Annotated in this window: 17 protein-coding genes and 2 pseudogenes; 12 read left to right on the forward strand and 7 right to left on the reverse strand. The window is 69.5% G+C overall.

Annotated elements, in window-relative coordinates:
- Nucleotides 1–112: 112 nt before the first annotated feature.
- From ACWCP8_RS11390 to ACWCP8_RS11415, 6 genes are read left to right on the forward strand one after another with little or no spacing between them, the layout of a single operon-like run.
- Entirely contained in the window at nucleotides 113–1,075 is a 963-nt protein-coding gene (locus ACWCP8_RS11390) for a cytochrome c biogenesis CcdA family protein (protein ID WP_451115560.1), read from the forward strand.
- Nucleotides 1,072–1,749: a peroxiredoxin family protein gene (locus ACWCP8_RS11395; RefSeq protein ID WP_352267409.1), complete on the forward strand. Its 678-nt coding sequence runs from the start codon at nucleotides 1,072–1,074 to the stop codon at nucleotides 1,747–1,749. Before ACWCP8_RS11390 ends, ACWCP8_RS11395 begins: the two co-directional genes overlap by 4 nt.
- Nucleotides 1,746–2,003: a thioredoxin family protein gene (locus ACWCP8_RS11400; protein ID WP_352267410.1), complete on the forward strand. Its 258-nt coding sequence runs from the start codon at nucleotides 1,746–1,748 to the stop codon at nucleotides 2,001–2,003. The genes ACWCP8_RS11395 and ACWCP8_RS11400 overlap by 4 nt, the downstream gene beginning before the upstream one ends.
- A gap of 14 nt (nucleotides 2,004–2,017) precedes the next feature.
- Nucleotides 2,018–2,230, forward strand: a complete 213-nt coding sequence (locus ACWCP8_RS11405) for a hypothetical protein (RefSeq protein ID WP_352267411.1) — start codon at nucleotides 2,018–2,020, stop codon at nucleotides 2,228–2,230.
- Nucleotides 2,227–2,454 (forward strand): hypothetical protein, encoded by a 228-nt coding sequence (locus ACWCP8_RS11410; RefSeq protein WP_352267412.1) that lies wholly within the window; start codon nucleotides 2,227–2,229, stop codon nucleotides 2,452–2,454. Before ACWCP8_RS11405 ends, ACWCP8_RS11410 begins: the two co-directional genes overlap by 4 nt.
- The gene (locus tag ACWCP8_RS11415) at nucleotides 2,451–4,379 is read left to right on the forward strand and encodes a copper resistance CopC/CopD family protein (RefSeq protein WP_451115563.1); all 1,929 of its coding nucleotides are present in this window, start codon (nucleotides 2,451–2,453) and stop codon (nucleotides 4,377–4,379) included. Before ACWCP8_RS11410 ends, ACWCP8_RS11415 begins: the two co-directional genes overlap by 4 nt.
- Nucleotides 4,380–4,391: 12 nt before the next feature.
- Here ACWCP8_RS11415 and ACWCP8_RS11420 read toward each other — a convergent pair whose 3' ends face one another.
- Entirely contained in the window at nucleotides 4,392–5,132 is a 741-nt protein-coding gene (locus ACWCP8_RS11420) for a hypothetical protein (protein ID WP_451115565.1), read from the reverse strand.
- A 1,144-nt stretch (nucleotides 5,133–6,276) separates the two neighbouring features.
- On the opposite strand from ACWCP8_RS11420, the gene ACWCP8_RS11425 reads away from it, so the two are divergent.
- The 3 genes and pseudogenes from ACWCP8_RS11425 (at nucleotide 6,277) to ACWCP8_RS11435 (ending at nucleotide 8,624) form a co-directional block, all read left to right on the forward strand.
- The gene (locus tag ACWCP8_RS11425; protein ID WP_451115567.1) at nucleotides 6,277–6,957 is read left to right on the forward strand and encodes a DUF305 domain-containing protein; all 681 of its coding nucleotides are present in this window, start codon (nucleotides 6,277–6,279) and stop codon (nucleotides 6,955–6,957) included.
- 80 nt (nucleotides 6,958–7,037) lie between these two features.
- Nucleotides 7,038–8,303 carry a permease gene (locus ACWCP8_RS11430; RefSeq protein WP_451115569.1) on the forward strand — a complete coding sequence of 422 codons (1,266 nt, stop codon included), beginning with the start codon at nucleotides 7,038–7,040 and terminating at the stop codon, nucleotides 8,301–8,303.
- Nucleotides 8,304–8,336: 33 nt separating this feature from the next.
- Nucleotides 8,337–8,624, forward strand: a pseudogene (locus tag ACWCP8_RS11435) (Tn3 family transposase).
- Here the strand turns inward: ACWCP8_RS11435 and ACWCP8_RS11440 are convergent.
- Together ACWCP8_RS11440 and ACWCP8_RS11445 are read right to left on the reverse strand one after the other, a co-directional pair.
- Nucleotides 8,596–9,198, reverse strand: a complete 603-nt coding sequence (locus ACWCP8_RS11440; protein WP_451115571.1) for a cadmium resistance transporter — start codon at nucleotides 9,196–9,198, stop codon at nucleotides 8,596–8,598. The pseudogene ACWCP8_RS11435 and the gene ACWCP8_RS11440 overlap by 29 nt on opposite strands.
- 202 nt (nucleotides 9,199–9,400) lie before the next feature.
- Nucleotides 9,401–9,970, reverse strand: coding sequence for a rhodanese-like domain-containing protein (locus tag ACWCP8_RS11445; protein ID WP_352267420.1), 570 nt, complete (start codon nucleotides 9,968–9,970; stop codon nucleotides 9,401–9,403).
- Nucleotides 9,971–10,040: 70 nt separating this feature from the next.
- Here ACWCP8_RS11445 and ACWCP8_RS11450 point away from each other — a divergent pair, with 70 nt between their 5' ends.
- Complete coding sequence (locus ACWCP8_RS11450; protein ID WP_352267421.1) at nucleotides 10,041–10,319, forward strand: metal-sensitive transcriptional regulator; 279 nt, start codon at nucleotides 10,041–10,043, stop codon at nucleotides 10,317–10,319.
- A 69-nt stretch (nucleotides 10,320–10,388) separates the two neighbouring features.
- Here the strand turns inward: ACWCP8_RS11450 and ACWCP8_RS11455 are convergent, their stop codons facing one another.
- The 3 genes from ACWCP8_RS11455 to ACWCP8_RS11465 all read right to left on the reverse strand — a co-directional run bounded on the left by ACWCP8_RS11455 (nucleotide 10,389) and on the right by ACWCP8_RS11465 (nucleotide 12,927).
- Nucleotides 10,389–11,132 (reverse strand): sulfite exporter TauE/SafE family protein, encoded by a 744-nt coding sequence (locus ACWCP8_RS11455; RefSeq protein ID WP_451115574.1) that lies wholly within the window; start codon nucleotides 11,130–11,132, stop codon nucleotides 10,389–10,391.
- Nucleotides 11,129–11,491 (reverse strand): rhodanese-like domain-containing protein, encoded by a 363-nt coding sequence (locus tag ACWCP8_RS11460; protein WP_451115576.1) that lies wholly within the window; start codon nucleotides 11,489–11,491, stop codon nucleotides 11,129–11,131. The genes ACWCP8_RS11455 and ACWCP8_RS11460 overlap by 4 nt, the downstream gene beginning before the upstream one ends.
- Nucleotides 11,492–11,553: 62 nt before the next feature.
- Nucleotides 11,554–12,927, reverse strand: a complete 1,374-nt coding sequence (locus ACWCP8_RS11465; RefSeq protein WP_451115578.1) for a rhodanese-like domain-containing protein — start codon at nucleotides 12,925–12,927, stop codon at nucleotides 11,554–11,556.
- A gap of 278 nt (nucleotides 12,928–13,205) precedes the next feature.
- Between ACWCP8_RS11465 and ACWCP8_RS11470 the strand changes: the two genes are divergently transcribed.
- On the forward strand, nucleotides 13,206–13,355 hold the full coding sequence (locus ACWCP8_RS11470; protein ID WP_451115580.1) for a hypothetical protein: 150 nt from the start codon (nucleotides 13,206–13,208) through the stop codon (nucleotides 13,353–13,355).
- Between the two features lie 12 nt (nucleotides 13,356–13,367).
- On the opposite strand, the pseudogene ACWCP8_RS11475 reads toward ACWCP8_RS11470, so the two are convergent.
- A pseudogene (locus tag ACWCP8_RS11475) lies at nucleotides 13,368–13,924 on the reverse strand (IS5 family transposase); the annotation flags it as partial.
- Between the two features lie 212 nt (nucleotides 13,925–14,136).
- Between ACWCP8_RS11475 and ACWCP8_RS11480 the strand changes: the two are divergent.
- Nucleotides 14,137–15,201, forward strand: a complete 1,065-nt coding sequence (locus ACWCP8_RS11480; protein ID WP_356004857.1) for a lipoate--protein ligase family protein — start codon at nucleotides 14,137–14,139, stop codon at nucleotides 15,199–15,201.
- Nucleotides 15,202–15,249: the final 48 nt, after the last annotated feature.

Consider the following 15,249-nt stretch of genomic DNA (forward strand, 5'->3'; position numbering starts at 1 on the left):
CGTAGTTCCAGTGTGCAGCGGGCCGACCCCACGCGAGGGGGCGGTAGACATCCTCATCCCCATAACCTAATCTCCTTAGGAGTTCAGGTCTTGGAGAGAGGGAAACGTCGGCATGGGGCAGTTGCTGTTCGGCACGACACTGCTGGCGTCGTTCCTCGGCGGGATGGTGGCGCTGCTGGCGCCGTGCTGCGTGTCGGTGATGCTGCCCGCGTATCTGGCCACCGGCTTCCGCCGACGTACGGGCGTGCTGGCCGCCACACTCGTCTTCGCCGCCGGAGTCGCCACCGTGATCGTGCCGATCGGGCTCGGAGCCACGGCCCTGGTCTCACTGGTATCCGGGCACCACCTGCTGGTGTTCTCCCTCGGTGGCATTGCGATGATGGCGGGCGGCCTGGCGCTGTTGGCCGGGTGGAAGCCGCAGCTACCGATGCCGGCGGGCCGGGCGCCGTCCGGGCACGGCTTCGGGTCGGTGTACGGGCTCGGGCTGTTCTCCGGCGCGGCCAGCTCCTGCTGTGCGCCGGTCCTGGCCGGGGTCGCCGTACTCTCGGGAGCCACCGCCTCGTTCCCGGCGGCGCTCGCGGTCTCCCTCACGTACGTCGCAGGGATGGTTGCCCCGCTGTGCCTGCTCGCCCTGGTGTGGGACCGACGCGACTGGGGAGCCTCCCGCCTGCTGCACGGCCGCCGGGTGACCGTGCGGCTGGGCAGGTTCCGCCGCCGCATGGCACTGGGCAGTGCCGCCTCCGGCGTACTGCTCGCAGTGATGGGCGCACTCGCCTTCATACAGGCGTTCACCGGACCGGACATGGCCTCCGGCGGCTGGCGCGTACGCGTCGCTGCCGACCTGCAGCACGCTGCCTCAGTGGTCACCAAGGCGCTTGGATGGCTACCCGGCTGGGGCATCGCACTTCTCCTGGCCGCGGTGGCCGCCTTCCTCGCGCGACAGGCCCGCGCCCATCTGGCCGCCCCCGCCCGGCGTTCCCCCGGCGCCGAGGCGGGGGCTTCCCCACCCCCTTGCCGCGAGGACCCGCACCCCACAGCCACGACCGTCTCCGCCGGAGAGGACCGCCCCGCATGAGCACCACCAGCAAGAGACCACCGTTCAGGCGGCCGGACATCGTGATCGCCACGGCACGGCAGGTCAGACTGCGTCGGGTGACGTGGATCGTCAGCGTGGCCGCCGCCGCGGCTGCGCTCGTCGTTCTCTACGTGATCTTCTCCACCTCACCCGCCAAGAGCACGAGAAGCGGCGGGAGTTCGTACGACACCGGCAGCCCTGGCATCGGCAAGAGCGCTCCCGCCTTCACCCTCAAGTCGAGCACCGGCAAGCCGGTCGGCCTCAAGGACTTCCAAGGCAGAAACGTCCTCCTTTACTTCCAGGAGGGCCTGACCTGCCAGCCCTGCTGGGACCAGCTCACCGACCTGGAGAAATCCTCCGCCGCGCTCAAGGCCGCCGGCATCGACCAGGTCGTGTCGATCACCACCGACCCGGCCGACCTGATCGCCCGCAAGACCCGCGACATGGGCCTGACCACGCCCGTACTGTCCGACCCCGATCTCGCCGTCTCCAAGGCGTACCAGGCCAACAACTACGGGATGATGGGCACTTCGCGCGACGGTCACAGCTTCCTGCTCGTCGGCCCCGACGGCACCATCCGCTGGCGCGCCGACTACGGTGGCGCCCCCGACTACACGATGTACGTCGCGGTCGACAAGCTCCTCGCCGACCTCAAGGCCGGGTCCGCGTCGTGATCACCCTCACTCTGCTCACCCAGGACGACTGCGCCTGGTGCGAACGCGCCAAGCAGCTGCTCGCCGACCTTGCTGCCGACTTCCCGCACCAGCTGGACGAAGTCGCACTCGACACCGTCGGGGGCCGCGAACTCGCCGCCCGGCACCGACTGCTGTTCGCCCCCGGCCTGCTCCACGACGGTCAGCTCATCGCCCACGGACGCCCCTCCGCCCGTGCACTGCGCCGCGAACTGAACCGCATCTCCCACCCCTGACAAGGAGTCCTGCCATGGACAAACTGCTCTACCTCCTGCCCGCCCTCGCCTGCCCGGTAGGCATGGGCGCGATGATGTGGCTCATGATGCGCCCCAAGCGCGACGCCCAGAACGACCCCGCCACCACCGCCGACCGGCAGGAACTGGCCCGGCTGCGCAAGGAAATCGACGCCCTGCGCAGCGATCAGAGCGCGCATCACACCACGGTGCAGGACCGCCCGGCATGAACGGCATCTGGCTCCCTCTCGCAGCGACCGCGCTCGCTGCCACTCTGACCTGGTGGTTCTGCGTACGCCCGATGACCAGGGGCCGCTCCTGCCACGGAGCGCCCGCGGCCGATGAGGAGCTGCGAGAAGAACTCCGCCGCGCCCGCGAAGAGCTGCGGGACCTGCGGGACAAGGCCACCCCGACCGCCGCACGAAACACTGGACCGGAGACCCTTGACCGGTGACACCACTCGCACCGTCCGCCCGGCGCTCCCTCCTGGGCTCCGCCGCCGCGCTCTTCTCGCTTGTCCTGGCCCTGCTGCTGGTCACCGCCGCACCCGCGTCCGCACACGCCACCTTGCTGTTCACCAGCCCGGCGGCGGACGCGACGGTGGCGGACTCGCCCACCGCGCTGGTCCTCGTCTTCGACCAGCCGGTCAGCGTCACCGGCTCCACCGTGCACCTCGCTCCGGCCGCGCAGCTGGGCACTCCGACGCTCAGCCAGGGCGACCGGACCGTCACCATCCCCGTGCGCACCACGCTCACGGAAGGTGTCCAGACCGTCAACTGGCAGGTCACCGCACGCGACGGCGACATCATGATGGGCAGCTACCGCTTCGCCATCGGCCCGCACACCGTCGCTCTCGCCTCAGGCCAGGCCACAGCCGCCAAGGACGCCACCCCCACCACGGTGCTGCGCTGGCTACTGTTCGGCTCCCTCGCCCTGCTGCTCGGCGAGCTGATCGCGGGCCGCCTCGCCCGCCAAATCTCCGACGCTCCTGAGGACCGCCCACGCCGCTGGAGCCTTCCCGCCGCGCTGACCGGCTGCGCAGCCGCCGGCGCCCTGACCGCCCTGGTGATCGGCAACGGATCACCCGGTGCCGCATTCAGTACCCGCCCCGGCGTCCTGTCCCTGATCGAGGTCGCGGGTTTCGCACTCGCTGCCGTGACCGTCCTCGTACGCCGCCCTGCCTGGGCCGCCGTCCCGCTGACCGTTGTCCTGGTGGCCGAGGCCCTGCGTGCACACCCGCAGGCCGACCACCCGCTCGCGGGCCCCCTGCTCACCTTCGTCCATCTGGCTGCCGCCGCTCTGTGGGCCGGCACCCTGATCCAGGTGCTGCGTACGGCCGCCGCCTGGCGCGCCGAGCGTGCTGCTGCCCGCGCGGTCCTGCTCGCCTACGCCCGCCTCGCCGCCTGGCTGTTCGCAGCCGTCGCCGCTAGCGGCCTGGTGTCCGGACTGCTCCTCGTCCCACTCGACGACCTGACCACCAGCACCTACAGCCGGGTCCTGCTCGGCAAACTGGCCCTCGTCGTCATCGTCGCCGCCCTCGCCTTCACCGCCCGCAGGCGGCTTCGCCGCAACGCGGCCGCGCAGCGCCCGGCCCGCGCCGAAGCCTCCGTGCTCGCCGCGGTCCTCGCCCTGTCCGCCACGCTCACCGTGCTGCCGGTCCCCGCCGACGCCAACCGCCCCCTGCCCTTCGCGCCACCCGCCAACGGGCCGATCGTGCCCACCGGAACCCGCGCCGGAGAGATCGGCATCAGCGCCCGCGCCAGCACCGGCCAGCTCGTCATCGACCTCACCACACCGCAAATCGGCGACGGCACGAAGAAGTACGGACTCACGGCCACGGTTGCCGACCCGCACGGCACCGCCCGCCGCCTGAACCTGCGAGGCTGCGGCACCGGCTGCTTCTACTCCCCGATCACCTGGCAGTCCGGCACCAGCCGCCTCACCCTGACCGCCTCAGCCGGCGACGAGTGGGCCGGAGGCCGCGCCGGACTCAGTCTCAGCTGGCCGCCCAGGCCCGACGCCGACCTCCTGCAAAAGACCGTGACCGCCATGAAGGCCATCCCCCACTTCACCCTGCACGAACTGGTTACCAGCAACACGACCCTCGGCCCCGGGATCCGCAAGCAACTCCCCATGACCGGCAAGAAGTTCCTCGCCGCCGATCCCTACGGCAGCGGCGCCGCCCCCGTCACCACCCGCCTGCCCAACGACAACAGTCACCGTCGCATCGCCCTCGCCTACCCCGCCGAGCACACCCAGCTCGAGCTCACGCTCGACGAGGACGGCCGGATCCTCCACGAGACCCTGACCGCCCCCAACCACCTCGTCACCCGTACCTTCGTCTACCCGGAGGCGGGCGAGGAGCATCACGAGCACTGACGGCGGCTACGGCTACGTACCGCTCGGAAAGTCGTACGAGGACGGCACATTCACCTTCGCGCCTACCGGCCCGAAGACGAGCGTGATCTCCCGGTGCCCGGTCAATTCGATCGCTGCCGGGTCACCGGCCACCTTCTTGCCATCCACGTACGCCGACAACTCCTTGCCCCCGCCCGCCTTCAACCCGCCGATCCGACCGGGTTCCAGCTGCACACCCCACTCGTTGAAGAGCTGCCCCAGCACGTAGCGGCGCTTCGCCGGCGCCTCGATGTGCAGCACCCCGCTCGCGTCATGCGTGTGCAGCTCCGACATCGCCTGATCCTGCGCATCGATCCCCAGATTCGCGGGCACCTCCACCGGCTTCCCATCCACAATCACGTCCAGATGCGTGTGGAAGTGGTTAGCGGTCCCTTCCATCGTCGCAACCTTCAACCCCGCCACCTTCGCCCCCGCCTGGGCATTCGCCGGGGCGGACCAGGGCGGCAGAACCGTCGTACTTCCATACGCGACCGGTTTCGGCAGCACCCCCGCAGCCGCGCCACCACCCGAACCGCCATCGGCAGAGACGGCCCACACCACACCCCCGACCACGGCGGCACAGATCACCCCCGTCGCGGAGATGAACGCCACACGCCGCCGGCGCTCCTGCCGCGCCTCTGCAGCCCGCGCGGCCGCCACCCGCTCCCGGGCAGCCACGCGCTGCGCCTGCTTCCCCTCCGTAGCACCACTGATCCTCGTCGGCTTCTTGGCCACTGCTGATCTCCCTGTTCGGTCGCGCTCGGCACGAATCACCGATTCACCTAAGGAGTTTAGGTTATGCGATGTAGTGAGACCTGAGACGTGATGACGACCACAGAGGAGAATCTGGTGGGCCCTGCCGGACGCGGCCTCCTGAGTAATCCTGGCGCCGAGCGGCCGCCGCCTGCTGCGCCACTCGCCCTCACCGCAGGCCTGTCCGCCGCCTTCGCCGCGCAGCCCGTCCTCTGCCCCAGCTGCCGGCTGGTCACGTGTCCGCTCGCAGACTTGCTGGCCGCGAACGCGGACCTGCCTCGCGCCGGCCGGATCGGAGGCCGCGATGATCCTCTGGCCACGCCGGGATCCCGACCAAATCGACCGCGTACGCCCAGAACTGCCGGGAGATCATCCGCGCCTTTCCAGAGCGAGTCCGGCAGGTGCCGGGGGATTCACAGGCACGACTTCGGCATTGGCGGGCAGTTGAGATGCATCACCTGCGGAGATCAGCCTCCTAGCCGCACCTGACACCGGCCCCAGGTGCGAACCCCGGCTGTGGACGAGACGCTGGGGAAACCCGGTAGGGGTATCGTCGGGCGCGTAAAGCACGACGTGCATGAAGGATGACAGGAAGCCATGGCCCGCAGGCGGACGCGTGTGCCGGGGGTGTCCCGGCTGCTCGTGCTGTGTGCCGTCCTGCTCGGGCTGTTCCTGATGCATGGGGCTCCGGCGAACGCCGCCGAAGGCTGCCATGGCTCGATGGGCACGACCTCGCCCATGGCCATGAGCGCGGGTCATGTCGCTCTACCCGGTGAGCACGGTGGTGCCCACATCACCTCCGTCATGACGGGGATGGGCGGCGAGTTGTGCGTGTCCACCGCCGCCCGGGACCGGTTGCCGCTGCCCTCGGTCGGGCTGCTCTCTGCGGTCGGCCTGGTGCCCATGGTCGTTTGGGGGCTCCTGGGGGCTCCTGGGGGCTCGTACGGGCATGCGCGGACCGGCACGGCGGGGCCCGCCGTTCGGCGGCAGAGGTCTCCTCCTACAGGTGTGCATCGCGCGGACGTGACGGGCATCCGCCAACTCCGGCCCTCCGGCCGGACCGGCCAGATGTCCTGCCCATTCGCGCGCCACCGGTGTGGCGCGTCCACCCGGAAAGAACCGTGTGATGTCCGCTTCTCCCTCTGCCGCTGCCCGCCGCCGCACGCTCGCGGCCGCCGGCACCGTCGCCGCCCTCGCCCTGACGCTGGCGGCCTGCGGCTCCTCCGAAGGCTCCAAGTCCAGTGACTCCTCGATGCCCGGCATGAACCACAGCTCGGGCAACAGCACCTCCGCGCCGGCCACCCCGGGCGGCGCGTTCAACGACGCGGACGTGCTGTTCGCGCAGCAGATGATCCCGCACCACCGGCAGGCCATCGAGATGGCCAAGCTCGCTGACGACCGCGCCGCCGACCCGGAGATCAAGGACCTGGCCGCCGCGATCGAGAAGGCCCAGGATCCCGAGATCAACACGATGAAGGGCTGGCTGAAGTCTTGGGACAAGCCGCTGCCGTCACCGTCGTCCTCGATGGGTGACATGCCCGGCATGAACCACGACTCGGGCGGCTCGTCCGGCATGGCCGGGATGATGTCCGATCAGGACATGGCCGACCTCAAGGCCGCCGCGGGCAAGGACTTCGACAAGAAGTTCGCTCAGCTCATGATCGGCCACCACCAGGGCGCGGTCACCATGGCCAAGGACGAGCAGAAGAACGGCAGCAACACCGACGCGAGGAAACTCGCCGACGCCGTCGTCGCGGCCCAGACCGCCGAGATCGAGAAGATGAACAAGATCCTCGACCGGCTCTGATCGCCTGATCGGGTTCCGGGCCTTCGTCCCCTATGAAGGCCCGGAACTCATTTACGTCCCTCCACCTGGAAGGCACGCCCATGGACGCCGTCCGGCACGCACTCGCAATCACCGGCTCCATGACCTGGGAGATCACCTGGGCCCTGATCCTCGGCTTCGCCCTGTCCGCCGTCGTCCAGGCGGTGGTGCGCAAGTCCACGGTCGTCCACCTCCTCGGCGACGACCGCCCCCGCACGCTCGCGCTGGCTGCCGGGCTGGGTGCCGCCTCGTCCTCCTGCTCGTACGCCGCCGTCGCGCTCGCGCGTTCACTGTTCCGCAAGGGCGCGAACTTCACCGCGGCTATGGCCTTCGAGATCGCCTCAACCAACCTGGTCGTCGAACTCGGCGTGATCCTGGCCCTGTTGATGGGCTGGCAGTTCACCGCGGCCGAGTTCATCGGCGGCCCCATCATGATCGTTGTGCTCGCGGTGCTCTTTCGCCTCTCGCTCCGCGACAAGCTGCTGCGCGAGGCGCGCGAGCAGGCCGAGCGTGGCCTTGCAGGCTCGATGGAGGGCCATGCCGCGATGGACATGTCCGTACAGAAGAAAGGTTCGTTCACCAGGCGGTTGCTCTCCCGCGAGGGCTTCACCTCGACGGCGCATGTCTTCGTGATGGAGTGGGCCGCGATCCTGCGCGATCTCGTCGTTGGCCTGCTGATCGCGGGGGCGATCGCCGCGTGGGTGCCGGATTCCTTCTGGCGTACGTTCTTCTTCGACGGCCACCCTCTGGCGTCCAAGCTCTGGGGCCCGCTCATCGGACCGCTCGTCGCAATCGCTTCGTTCGTCTGCTCGATCGGCAACGTGCCGCTGGCGGTGGTGCTGTGGAAGGGCGGCATCAGCTTCGGCGGAGTGGTCGCGTTCATCTTCGCCGACCTGTTGATCCTGCCGATCCTCAACATCTACCGGAAGTACTACGGCGCACGGATGGCCGCATTTCTCCTCGGCACGTTCTATCTGGCCATGGTCGTCGCGGGGTACATCGTGGAGTTCAGCTTCGGCGGCCTCGGTCTCGTCCCCGACCAGGCCGACGCCACCATCCCCATGGAGGGCATCTCCTGGAACTACACGACCTGGCTCAACATCGCTTTCCTCATCCTCGCGGCCGTACTGGTTGTGCGCTTCTTCCGGACCGGCGGGATGGGGATGCTCAAGATGATGGGCGGGGCACCCGGCGGCAACCTTGACCGCCAAGGACACGGAGCAAGCAGCGACAGGCCGGTGGGCCACACCGGGCACGGAGACGAGCACAGGCCCCGGCGGCAAACCCACAAGGACACGGGCTCCAGCCCACATGAGGGACACCACTGAACCAGGATCAATCTCCATACCAGGAAAATCTCGATCGCTGGCTTCGCCTTCTCGCACATGCTCGACTTCAAGCTGATGCCGCGCTTGAAGAACATCGGCTCGGCGAAGCTGTACCGGCCCGCGGCCGGTCAGGACGGGACCTGACCCCACCTCGCCCCGGTGCCGTCCACCCGCACGACCGACTGGGCCCTGATCCGCCAGCAGTACGACCAGATCGTGAAGTACACCACCGCCCTGCGGCTAGGCACCGCCGAGGTGGAGCAGGTCCTGCGCTACTTCGCTGCCAGCCACGTCACAAGCCGAAGGCGCCGCCCTCGATGAGGATGAGCAGGCCGATGGCGATCAGGACCAGGGGCAGCAGGATGTGACCCCAGCGGGCCAGGGCCTTGGCGATGACCGGGCGGGTGGCGAAGAACCGGCCCGCGAAGCACCACACCGCCACCAGCACGAGGAACACCACGGCGTACACGCTCATCCCGCCGACGCCGGCGGTGGCGAAGACGGGCACGTAGACGCCGATGTTGTCGCCGCCGTTGGCGAAGGTGACCGCGGCAACCTCCAGCGAGCTCGGGCCGCTCTCCTTGGCCTGCGCCTCCTCGTCCGCGCCACCCTCGCGATGGCTCTCCCACGCCTGCCATGCGGCCTTAAGGCCCAGCGCGAGCGGCAGCAGACCGAGGTAGGGGATGGCGGACTCAGGCAGGAACGTAGCGCCGAATGCGGCGGCCACCGCCACAGCGAGGATCGCAGCAAAACCCAGGTACTGGCCGAGCACGATGCGGCGCGCGGAACCGCGGTGCCCAGCACCTTGGGCGAAGAACAGCGCCAGGACCAGGATGTCGTCGATGTTGGTGACAGTGAACAGCCCGGCCGCCTGCCCGATGAAGCTCAGGTCCACGAGTAGGTGTTCTCCTTGGTGTCGTCGTCCCGGTGACGCTACCGAGAGCCCGGACCGAGGACCGAACGGGGCCGAAGTTCAGTGCTGTTCCTGCTCATGGGCATCGAACACGACGCCGTCGGAGCGCCTCCCGGAGTGCTGAACAGCTGCTGTCGAAAGTGGAGCAAAGCCAGCTGCGGCCTTCTTCGGGTTCGGCCTGCATTCAGGCCAGACGCAGGAGGGTCTCCTGGAAGGAGACAGCATTCTTGGGGGGCCTGTTGTGGGGGAGCTTGGCCAGGATCGCGGCCATCCCGCAGGTGTTGGTCACGCCCGAGAAGACCAGACCGGCACCCACCGCGCCGGACAGCCAGTGCGCCGGCGGCCAGGCGAACCCGGCGAGGAACCCGGCGACGACCAGCGCCCCGGCGGCCAGACGGACCTGGCGGTCCATCGGCCAGGTGGCGCGGGCTCCGGCGGGTCGCTCCACGGGGTGGCCCGCAGCCGCCCAGGCGGTGGTCCCGCCCTCCAGCGTCGCGGCCTCGATGCCCAGCCCGGCCAGCTGGGCGCAGCCCTTGGCCGAGCGGGCCCCGGAGGCGCACACCAGCAGCAGCGGTGTGCGGGTGGCAGCGTTCTTCAGTGCCCCAGCGGCTTCGTCCAGCCGGTCGAGGGGGACGTTGTGAGCGCCGGGGACGTGGCCGCCAGCGTATTCGCCGGGGGTACGGACGTCGATCACGGTGAACTCTGCGAAACGGACAGAAGCCTGGGACGGAGTGAGAGCGGTGGGGGTGGTCACGGAACAATGCCTTTCGGATAGGGGTTGCCCTCCACATACGATACCCATAGGGGTATATGGAGGAGGTCGCGTGGAACTCGATATGACGGCTGATGAGCTGAAGTCGGCGCTGAACCGGCTGCGGCGTGCGCAGGGCCAGCTCGCCGGTGTGATCAAGATGATCGAAGAAGGCCGGGACTGCGAGGACGTGGTCACACAGCTGGCCGCCGTCTCCCGCGCCCTGGACCGGGCCGGGTTCTCGATCATCGCGACAGGGTTGCAGCAGTGCATGACCAGCGAGGATCCGCAGGTGCGGGACTCAGTCCAGATGCGGGCCCGGCTGGAGAAACTCTTCCTGTCACTGGCCTGAGACGCCGCCCCGTGGGGTGTGTGCCGCCGGCTTCCGGGACCGGATGCAGGCACCCCACACCACGGGGCTTCACAGCACCACGCCGGCGGCCATCGTCACGGCGACGGCCAGCAGGAGACTGCCGAAGACACGCTGGAGCGTGTTCGGGGAGACCTTCGCGGCCAGGCGTTTGCCGTCCCAGGCCCCCAGGACCGCCGTCGCGATGAACGGCACGATGAGGACCCAGTCCAGGGTGACGGCCGTGGCGGCACGGGCGGTGAGGGCGACCAGCGCGTTGGCGATGATGACCAGCAGACTCGTCCCCACGGCGGCGCTCATCGGTACGGCGAGCACGCCCACCAACGCCGGGACGGCAAGGAAGCCCCCGCCCACTCCCAGGAAGCCGGTGATGGCACCCAGTCCGGCTCCAGCTCCCGCCGCCCGCCCCGCTGAGACAGTTCCTGCACCCTGCGGGGTCCTGCGACGGAGCATGCGCAGTGCGGCCAGGACGGCCAGGACGGCGAAGGCCAGGGTGAGCACGATGGCGGGGATGTGCACGGACAGCAGTCCCGCCGCGGCAGCGGGCAGGAGTCCCGCCGCCGCGAACAGCAGCCCCGCACGCCAGCGCACAGCTCCCGCCCGGGCGTGGGCCACGAGGGCGGTCAGTGACGTGACGATGACGATGATCAGGCTGGCTGTCGTCGCCTCCGCCGGGGTGAAGCCGAGCAGGTAGATCAGGGCGGGGACGGTGAGAATGCTGCCACCCGCGCCCAGCGAGCCGAGCGCCAGGCCTACCAGGGCACCGGCGGCCAGCGCCAGCAGGAGCGCGGTCATATGACGCTGCCTGTCGCGCCGTGCGCGTCCTGGACGGTGAGGCCGGCCGCGCTCCAGGCGAGCATGCCGCCCCTCACGTCCGCGCACGGCACACCGCGGCCGGCGAGCAGCCGCGCCGCCTGACAGGAGCGATTGCCGGAGCGGCACACCAGCACGATGCGCCGGTCGCCGTCGGTGCCCGGTACGTCCGCCACACCCGCGCTCAGTCGGGAAAGGGGCACGTGCACCGCCCCAGACGCGTGACCGGCGCGGTACTCGTCGGACTCGCGGACGTCGACCAGCAGGGCCGAACGGTCCTGGACCATCCGGTGGGCCTGCTCGGGGGTGATGCGGCTGTCCCGGGGTCGGGAGAAGATCATTTTGCGTTCCTTACATGCTCCCGCCGCCCGGCCAGTGGCTCGGAGCGGACGGGCAAGTGCAGTCAGTGCTGGTCGGGGACGACGAGGGTGAGGCCCGCGTCCGCGGCGGCGGTGTAGCCGTCGTCGACGGCCACCACGTCCCGTCCGGCGGCGTCCAGCACAGAGGCGGCGATAGCCGCACGCATCCCGCCGGCGCAGTGCACCCACACCGTGCCCCCGGGCACCTCGTGAAGGCGCTGGTGAATCTGATGGATGGGGACGTGGACACTGCCCTCGATCCACCCGCCCGCCCGCTCTCCGTCCCGGCGCACGTCAAGGACCACCGGCTGCTCGCCACGCGCCCGTGCGGCAGCGAGGTCGGCGAACGCCGCACGCGGGAACGACACGGGCGCCTCGCCCTCGGTGATCCAGTCCAACGGCCCGCCGACGGCTGCCGCGGCCGGGCGGTCGATCCCCACCCGGGCCAGCTCCCGTTGGGCCCGGGTGATGTCCTCGGCGCTCTGCGCCAGGAGTGTGACCGGTTTGCCCCACGGGATCATCCACGCCAGGTACGTCGCCAGCTGGCCCTCAACCTCGAAGTTGAACGACCCCGAGACATGCCCCTCGGCGAAGGCGACACGGCTGCGCAGGTCTACGACCCACTCACCGGCGGCCAGGCGGCGCCCGATCTCCGCACCGTCGGCCCGCTGCGGTGCGGTCAGGTCCAGCGGCGCGGGACCCGCCGCATTGGCCGGGCCCATGTGCGCGTAGTAGGCGGGAACGTCATCCAGGCCCGACAGCAGGTCGGCCACGAACGTCTCCACATCCTGGACCAGCGCGGGATTCGACGCCTTCTCCGCGCCGATGGTGCTGTGCTCACCACCTGCCTGCGTGGAGGAACAGAAGCTGCCGAAACCATGCGTCGGCATAACCGCCACAGCATCGCCCAACTGGGAGGCCAGACGGTGGGCGGAGGCGTGCTGCGCACGGGCCAGCTGCTCGGTCAGCCGCGGCTCCACCAGATCGGGTCGCCCCACACTGCCGATCAGCAGCGAACCGCCAGTAAACGCGGCGACCGCCCGCCCGTTCTCCCGAAGGACATAGGCGGTGTGGTGCGGCGTGTGGCCCGGTGTGGCGACCGCCTTCAGCTCGATGCCGTCCTCGATCCGCTCGACATCGCCGTCACTCACCGGCACCCGCTCATAAGCGACCGACGCCCCGGCAGGCACCAGGTACCGCGCGCCCGTCAGCCGGGCCAGCTCCAGGCCCCCGGTCACGTAGTCGTTGTGCACATGCGTCTCGGCGACCGCGACAATCCGCACACCGCGCCCCGCCGCAGCGGCGATCACCCGGTCAATGTCCCTGGGCGGGTCCACGACCACGGCCGCCCGGGCTCCCCCGGCCAGATAACTGCGGTTGCCCAGACCTTCGGTCTCCAGGACGTCAGCGAAGAACACGCCACTCTCCCTCATCACATTTTTACCCCCCGGGGTATCTGTCTTCTACCGTATCAGGGATACCAGGGGGGGTATTTCTGAGGGCCATGCGACGCCCATCACGCAACCGGCACCAGTGAGAGCCGGAAGGTCCTGGCTCGCACGAGCGGTCCCTCACCGGAGCAAGATCAATTGAGCGGCGGGACGCCACTTCGGAGCCCGGATCGGTTCGCGCAACTCGTTCTCGCTCAAGAGCGGGACATACCGGCGAACACGCTGTGGACCCAGGAGCCCGCGGATTGAGCGAGGGGTTCGTCCTGTCCAACGGGCAGCATGACGAGGACCCGGACGAGCACACCCTGCCGATCGGCGAAGCGTTCAGGATCGTGGATCACATCGTCAGCCAGGGATCCTGGCCTCCGGACGCGCGATGGGTGGCCGATCACTGACCAAGCGGGCTATTACCGGGCCCAAATGAGGATGGCGGCGAGGTGGAGTGCGGCTTGGTAGGCGATGGCGAGCCCGTCCTTTCGCATGGCAAGACCGCGCCACTGCTTGAGCCGGTTGATGCATCGTTCGACCGCGTTGCGCTGCTTGTATGCGTCGTCGTCGAAAACCGGTGGGCGACCGCCGGCTCGCCCTCGCCGCAGGCGGTGACCGACCTGGTCGGCGGGCTGAGGAATGACAGCCTGAATGCCGCGCCGGCGCAGATGCGCGCGGATCGCGCGAGACGAATACACACGATCCGCCCGAACGACCTCAGGCCAAGTTCTGGGTCTCCCGAGTCCGCTTCGTGGAACCCGGATCCTGGCCATGACAGCCTCGAAGGCAGGTGCGTCGCCGGCCTGGCCTTCGGTGACGTGGAGGGCCAAGGGTCGTGCTTGGCTGTCGCTGGCACGATGGACTCTTGTGCTCAGGCCGCCGCAGGAACGTCCGAGTGCGTGATCGTCTGGCTCGGCGCGGCCGGAAGCCTCCTTCTTCTGGCTCCGGCGGCATGCTGGTCGGCCCGGCAGACGGTGCGCACTTGCGTGGCTAGGCGTCCGATGGTGATCAGAAATGCGGAGATCCCTCCTGACCTGCAACGATGGGGCCTTTCTTGGGTCCAGGAGACGGTCCGCAAGGCAGCGCTCACCGCGGTGAACGTACGGATTAAACCGCATGGCGGCGGCGTTGTCCGTGGACGGATCCGATTCGTAAAGATGAGAGTCGGGCGGAAGCGGAGGCGTTGCTGTGCACGGTGAGTACAAGGTCCCCGGCGGCAAGCTCGTCGTGGTGGACCTGGATGTCGAGGGCGGCGCGCTGCACAACGTACGGGTGTCTGGGGACTTCTTCCTCGAACCCGACGAGGCCATCCTCGCCATCAACGCCGCCCTGGAAGGCGCCCCGGCCAACACCGACACCGCCGGGCTCACCGCCCGCATCGACGCGGCACTGCCCGCCTCCACCGTGATGCTCGGCCTGACCTCCGAAGGCGTCGCCGTCGCCGTACGCCGGGCCCTCGCGCAGGCCACCGAGTGGAGCGACTACGACTGGCAGCTCATCCACGAGGCCCCACAGTCCCCCGCACTCCACATGGCACTCGACGAGGTCATCACCGCCGAGGTTGCCGCGGGCCGCCGCCCGCCTACGCTCCGGGTCTGGGAATGGGCCTCCCCCGCCGTGATCATCGGCAGCTTCCAGTCCCTGCGCAACGAGGTCGACCCCGCGGGCGCCGAGCGTCACGGCGTCTCCGTCGTGCGCCGTATCTCCGGCGGCGGCGCCATGTTCGTGGAGCCCGGCAACACCATCACGTACTCGCTCTCCGTCCCGGACACCCTCGTCTCCGGCCTCTCCTTCGCGGACAGTTACGCCTACCTCGACGACTGGGTGCTCGCGGCGCTCGGCGACATGGGCATCAAGGCCTGGTACCAACCGCTCAACGACATCGCGACCGACATCGGGAAGATCGCCGGAGCAGCCCAGAAGCGCGTTGTGGGCCCCGGCGGCGGGCCCGGCGCCGTGCTCCATCACGTCACGATGTCCTACGACATCGACGCCGACAAGATGCTCGATGTCCTGCGCATCGGCAAGGAAAAGATGTCCGACAAGGGGACCAGGAGCGCCAAGAAGCGCGTCGATCCCCTCCGTCGGCAGACCGGCCTGCCACGCGAGGCCGTCATCGACAACATGATCGACTCCTTCCGCAAGCGCCACGGTCTCACCCAGGGCGCAGTGACCGCTGAGGAGCTGGCACAGGCGGAAGAACTCGTACGCACCAAGTTCGGCACTGCCGAGTGGACGGCACGGGTGCCGTAGCGGCTGCTGACTCGGACGTCGCGCAGACAGGCGCGATGGGGAGCCCGG

This window comes from Streptomyces sp. NPDC002206, from assembly GCF_053593595.1.

What these genes read in the sequence shown, in the direction of transcription:
- ACWCP8_RS11390 (WP_451115560.1), top strand. Translation starts at nt 113, where the DNA reads ATGGGGCAGTTGCTGTTCGGCACGACACTGCTGGCGTCGTTCCTCGGC.
- ACWCP8_RS11395 (WP_352267409.1), top strand. Translation starts at nt 1,072, where the DNA reads ATGAGCACCACCAGCAAGAGACCACCGTTCAGGCGGCCGGACATCGTG.
- ACWCP8_RS11405 (WP_352267411.1), top strand. Translation starts at nt 2,018, where the DNA reads ATGGACAAACTGCTCTACCTCCTGCCCGCCCTCGCCTGCCCGGTAGGC.
- ACWCP8_RS11410 (WP_352267412.1), top strand. Translation starts at nt 2,227, where the DNA reads ATGAACGGCATCTGGCTCCCTCTCGCAGCGACCGCGCTCGCTGCCACT.
- ACWCP8_RS11425 (WP_451115567.1), top strand. Translation starts at nt 6,277, where the DNA reads ATGTCCGCTTCTCCCTCTGCCGCTGCCCGCCGCCGCACGCTCGCGGCC.
- ACWCP8_RS11430 (WP_451115569.1), top strand. Translation starts at nt 7,038, where the DNA reads ATGGACGCCGTCCGGCACGCACTCGCAATCACCGGCTCCATGACCTGG.
- ACWCP8_RS11455 (WP_451115574.1), bottom strand. Translation starts at nt 11,132, where the DNA reads ATGACCGCGCTCCTGCTGGCGCTGGCCGCCGGTGCCCTGGTAGGCCTG.
- ACWCP8_RS11460 (WP_451115576.1), bottom strand. Translation starts at nt 11,491, where the DNA reads ATGATCTTCTCCCGACCCCGGGACAGCCGCATCACCCCCGAGCAGGCC.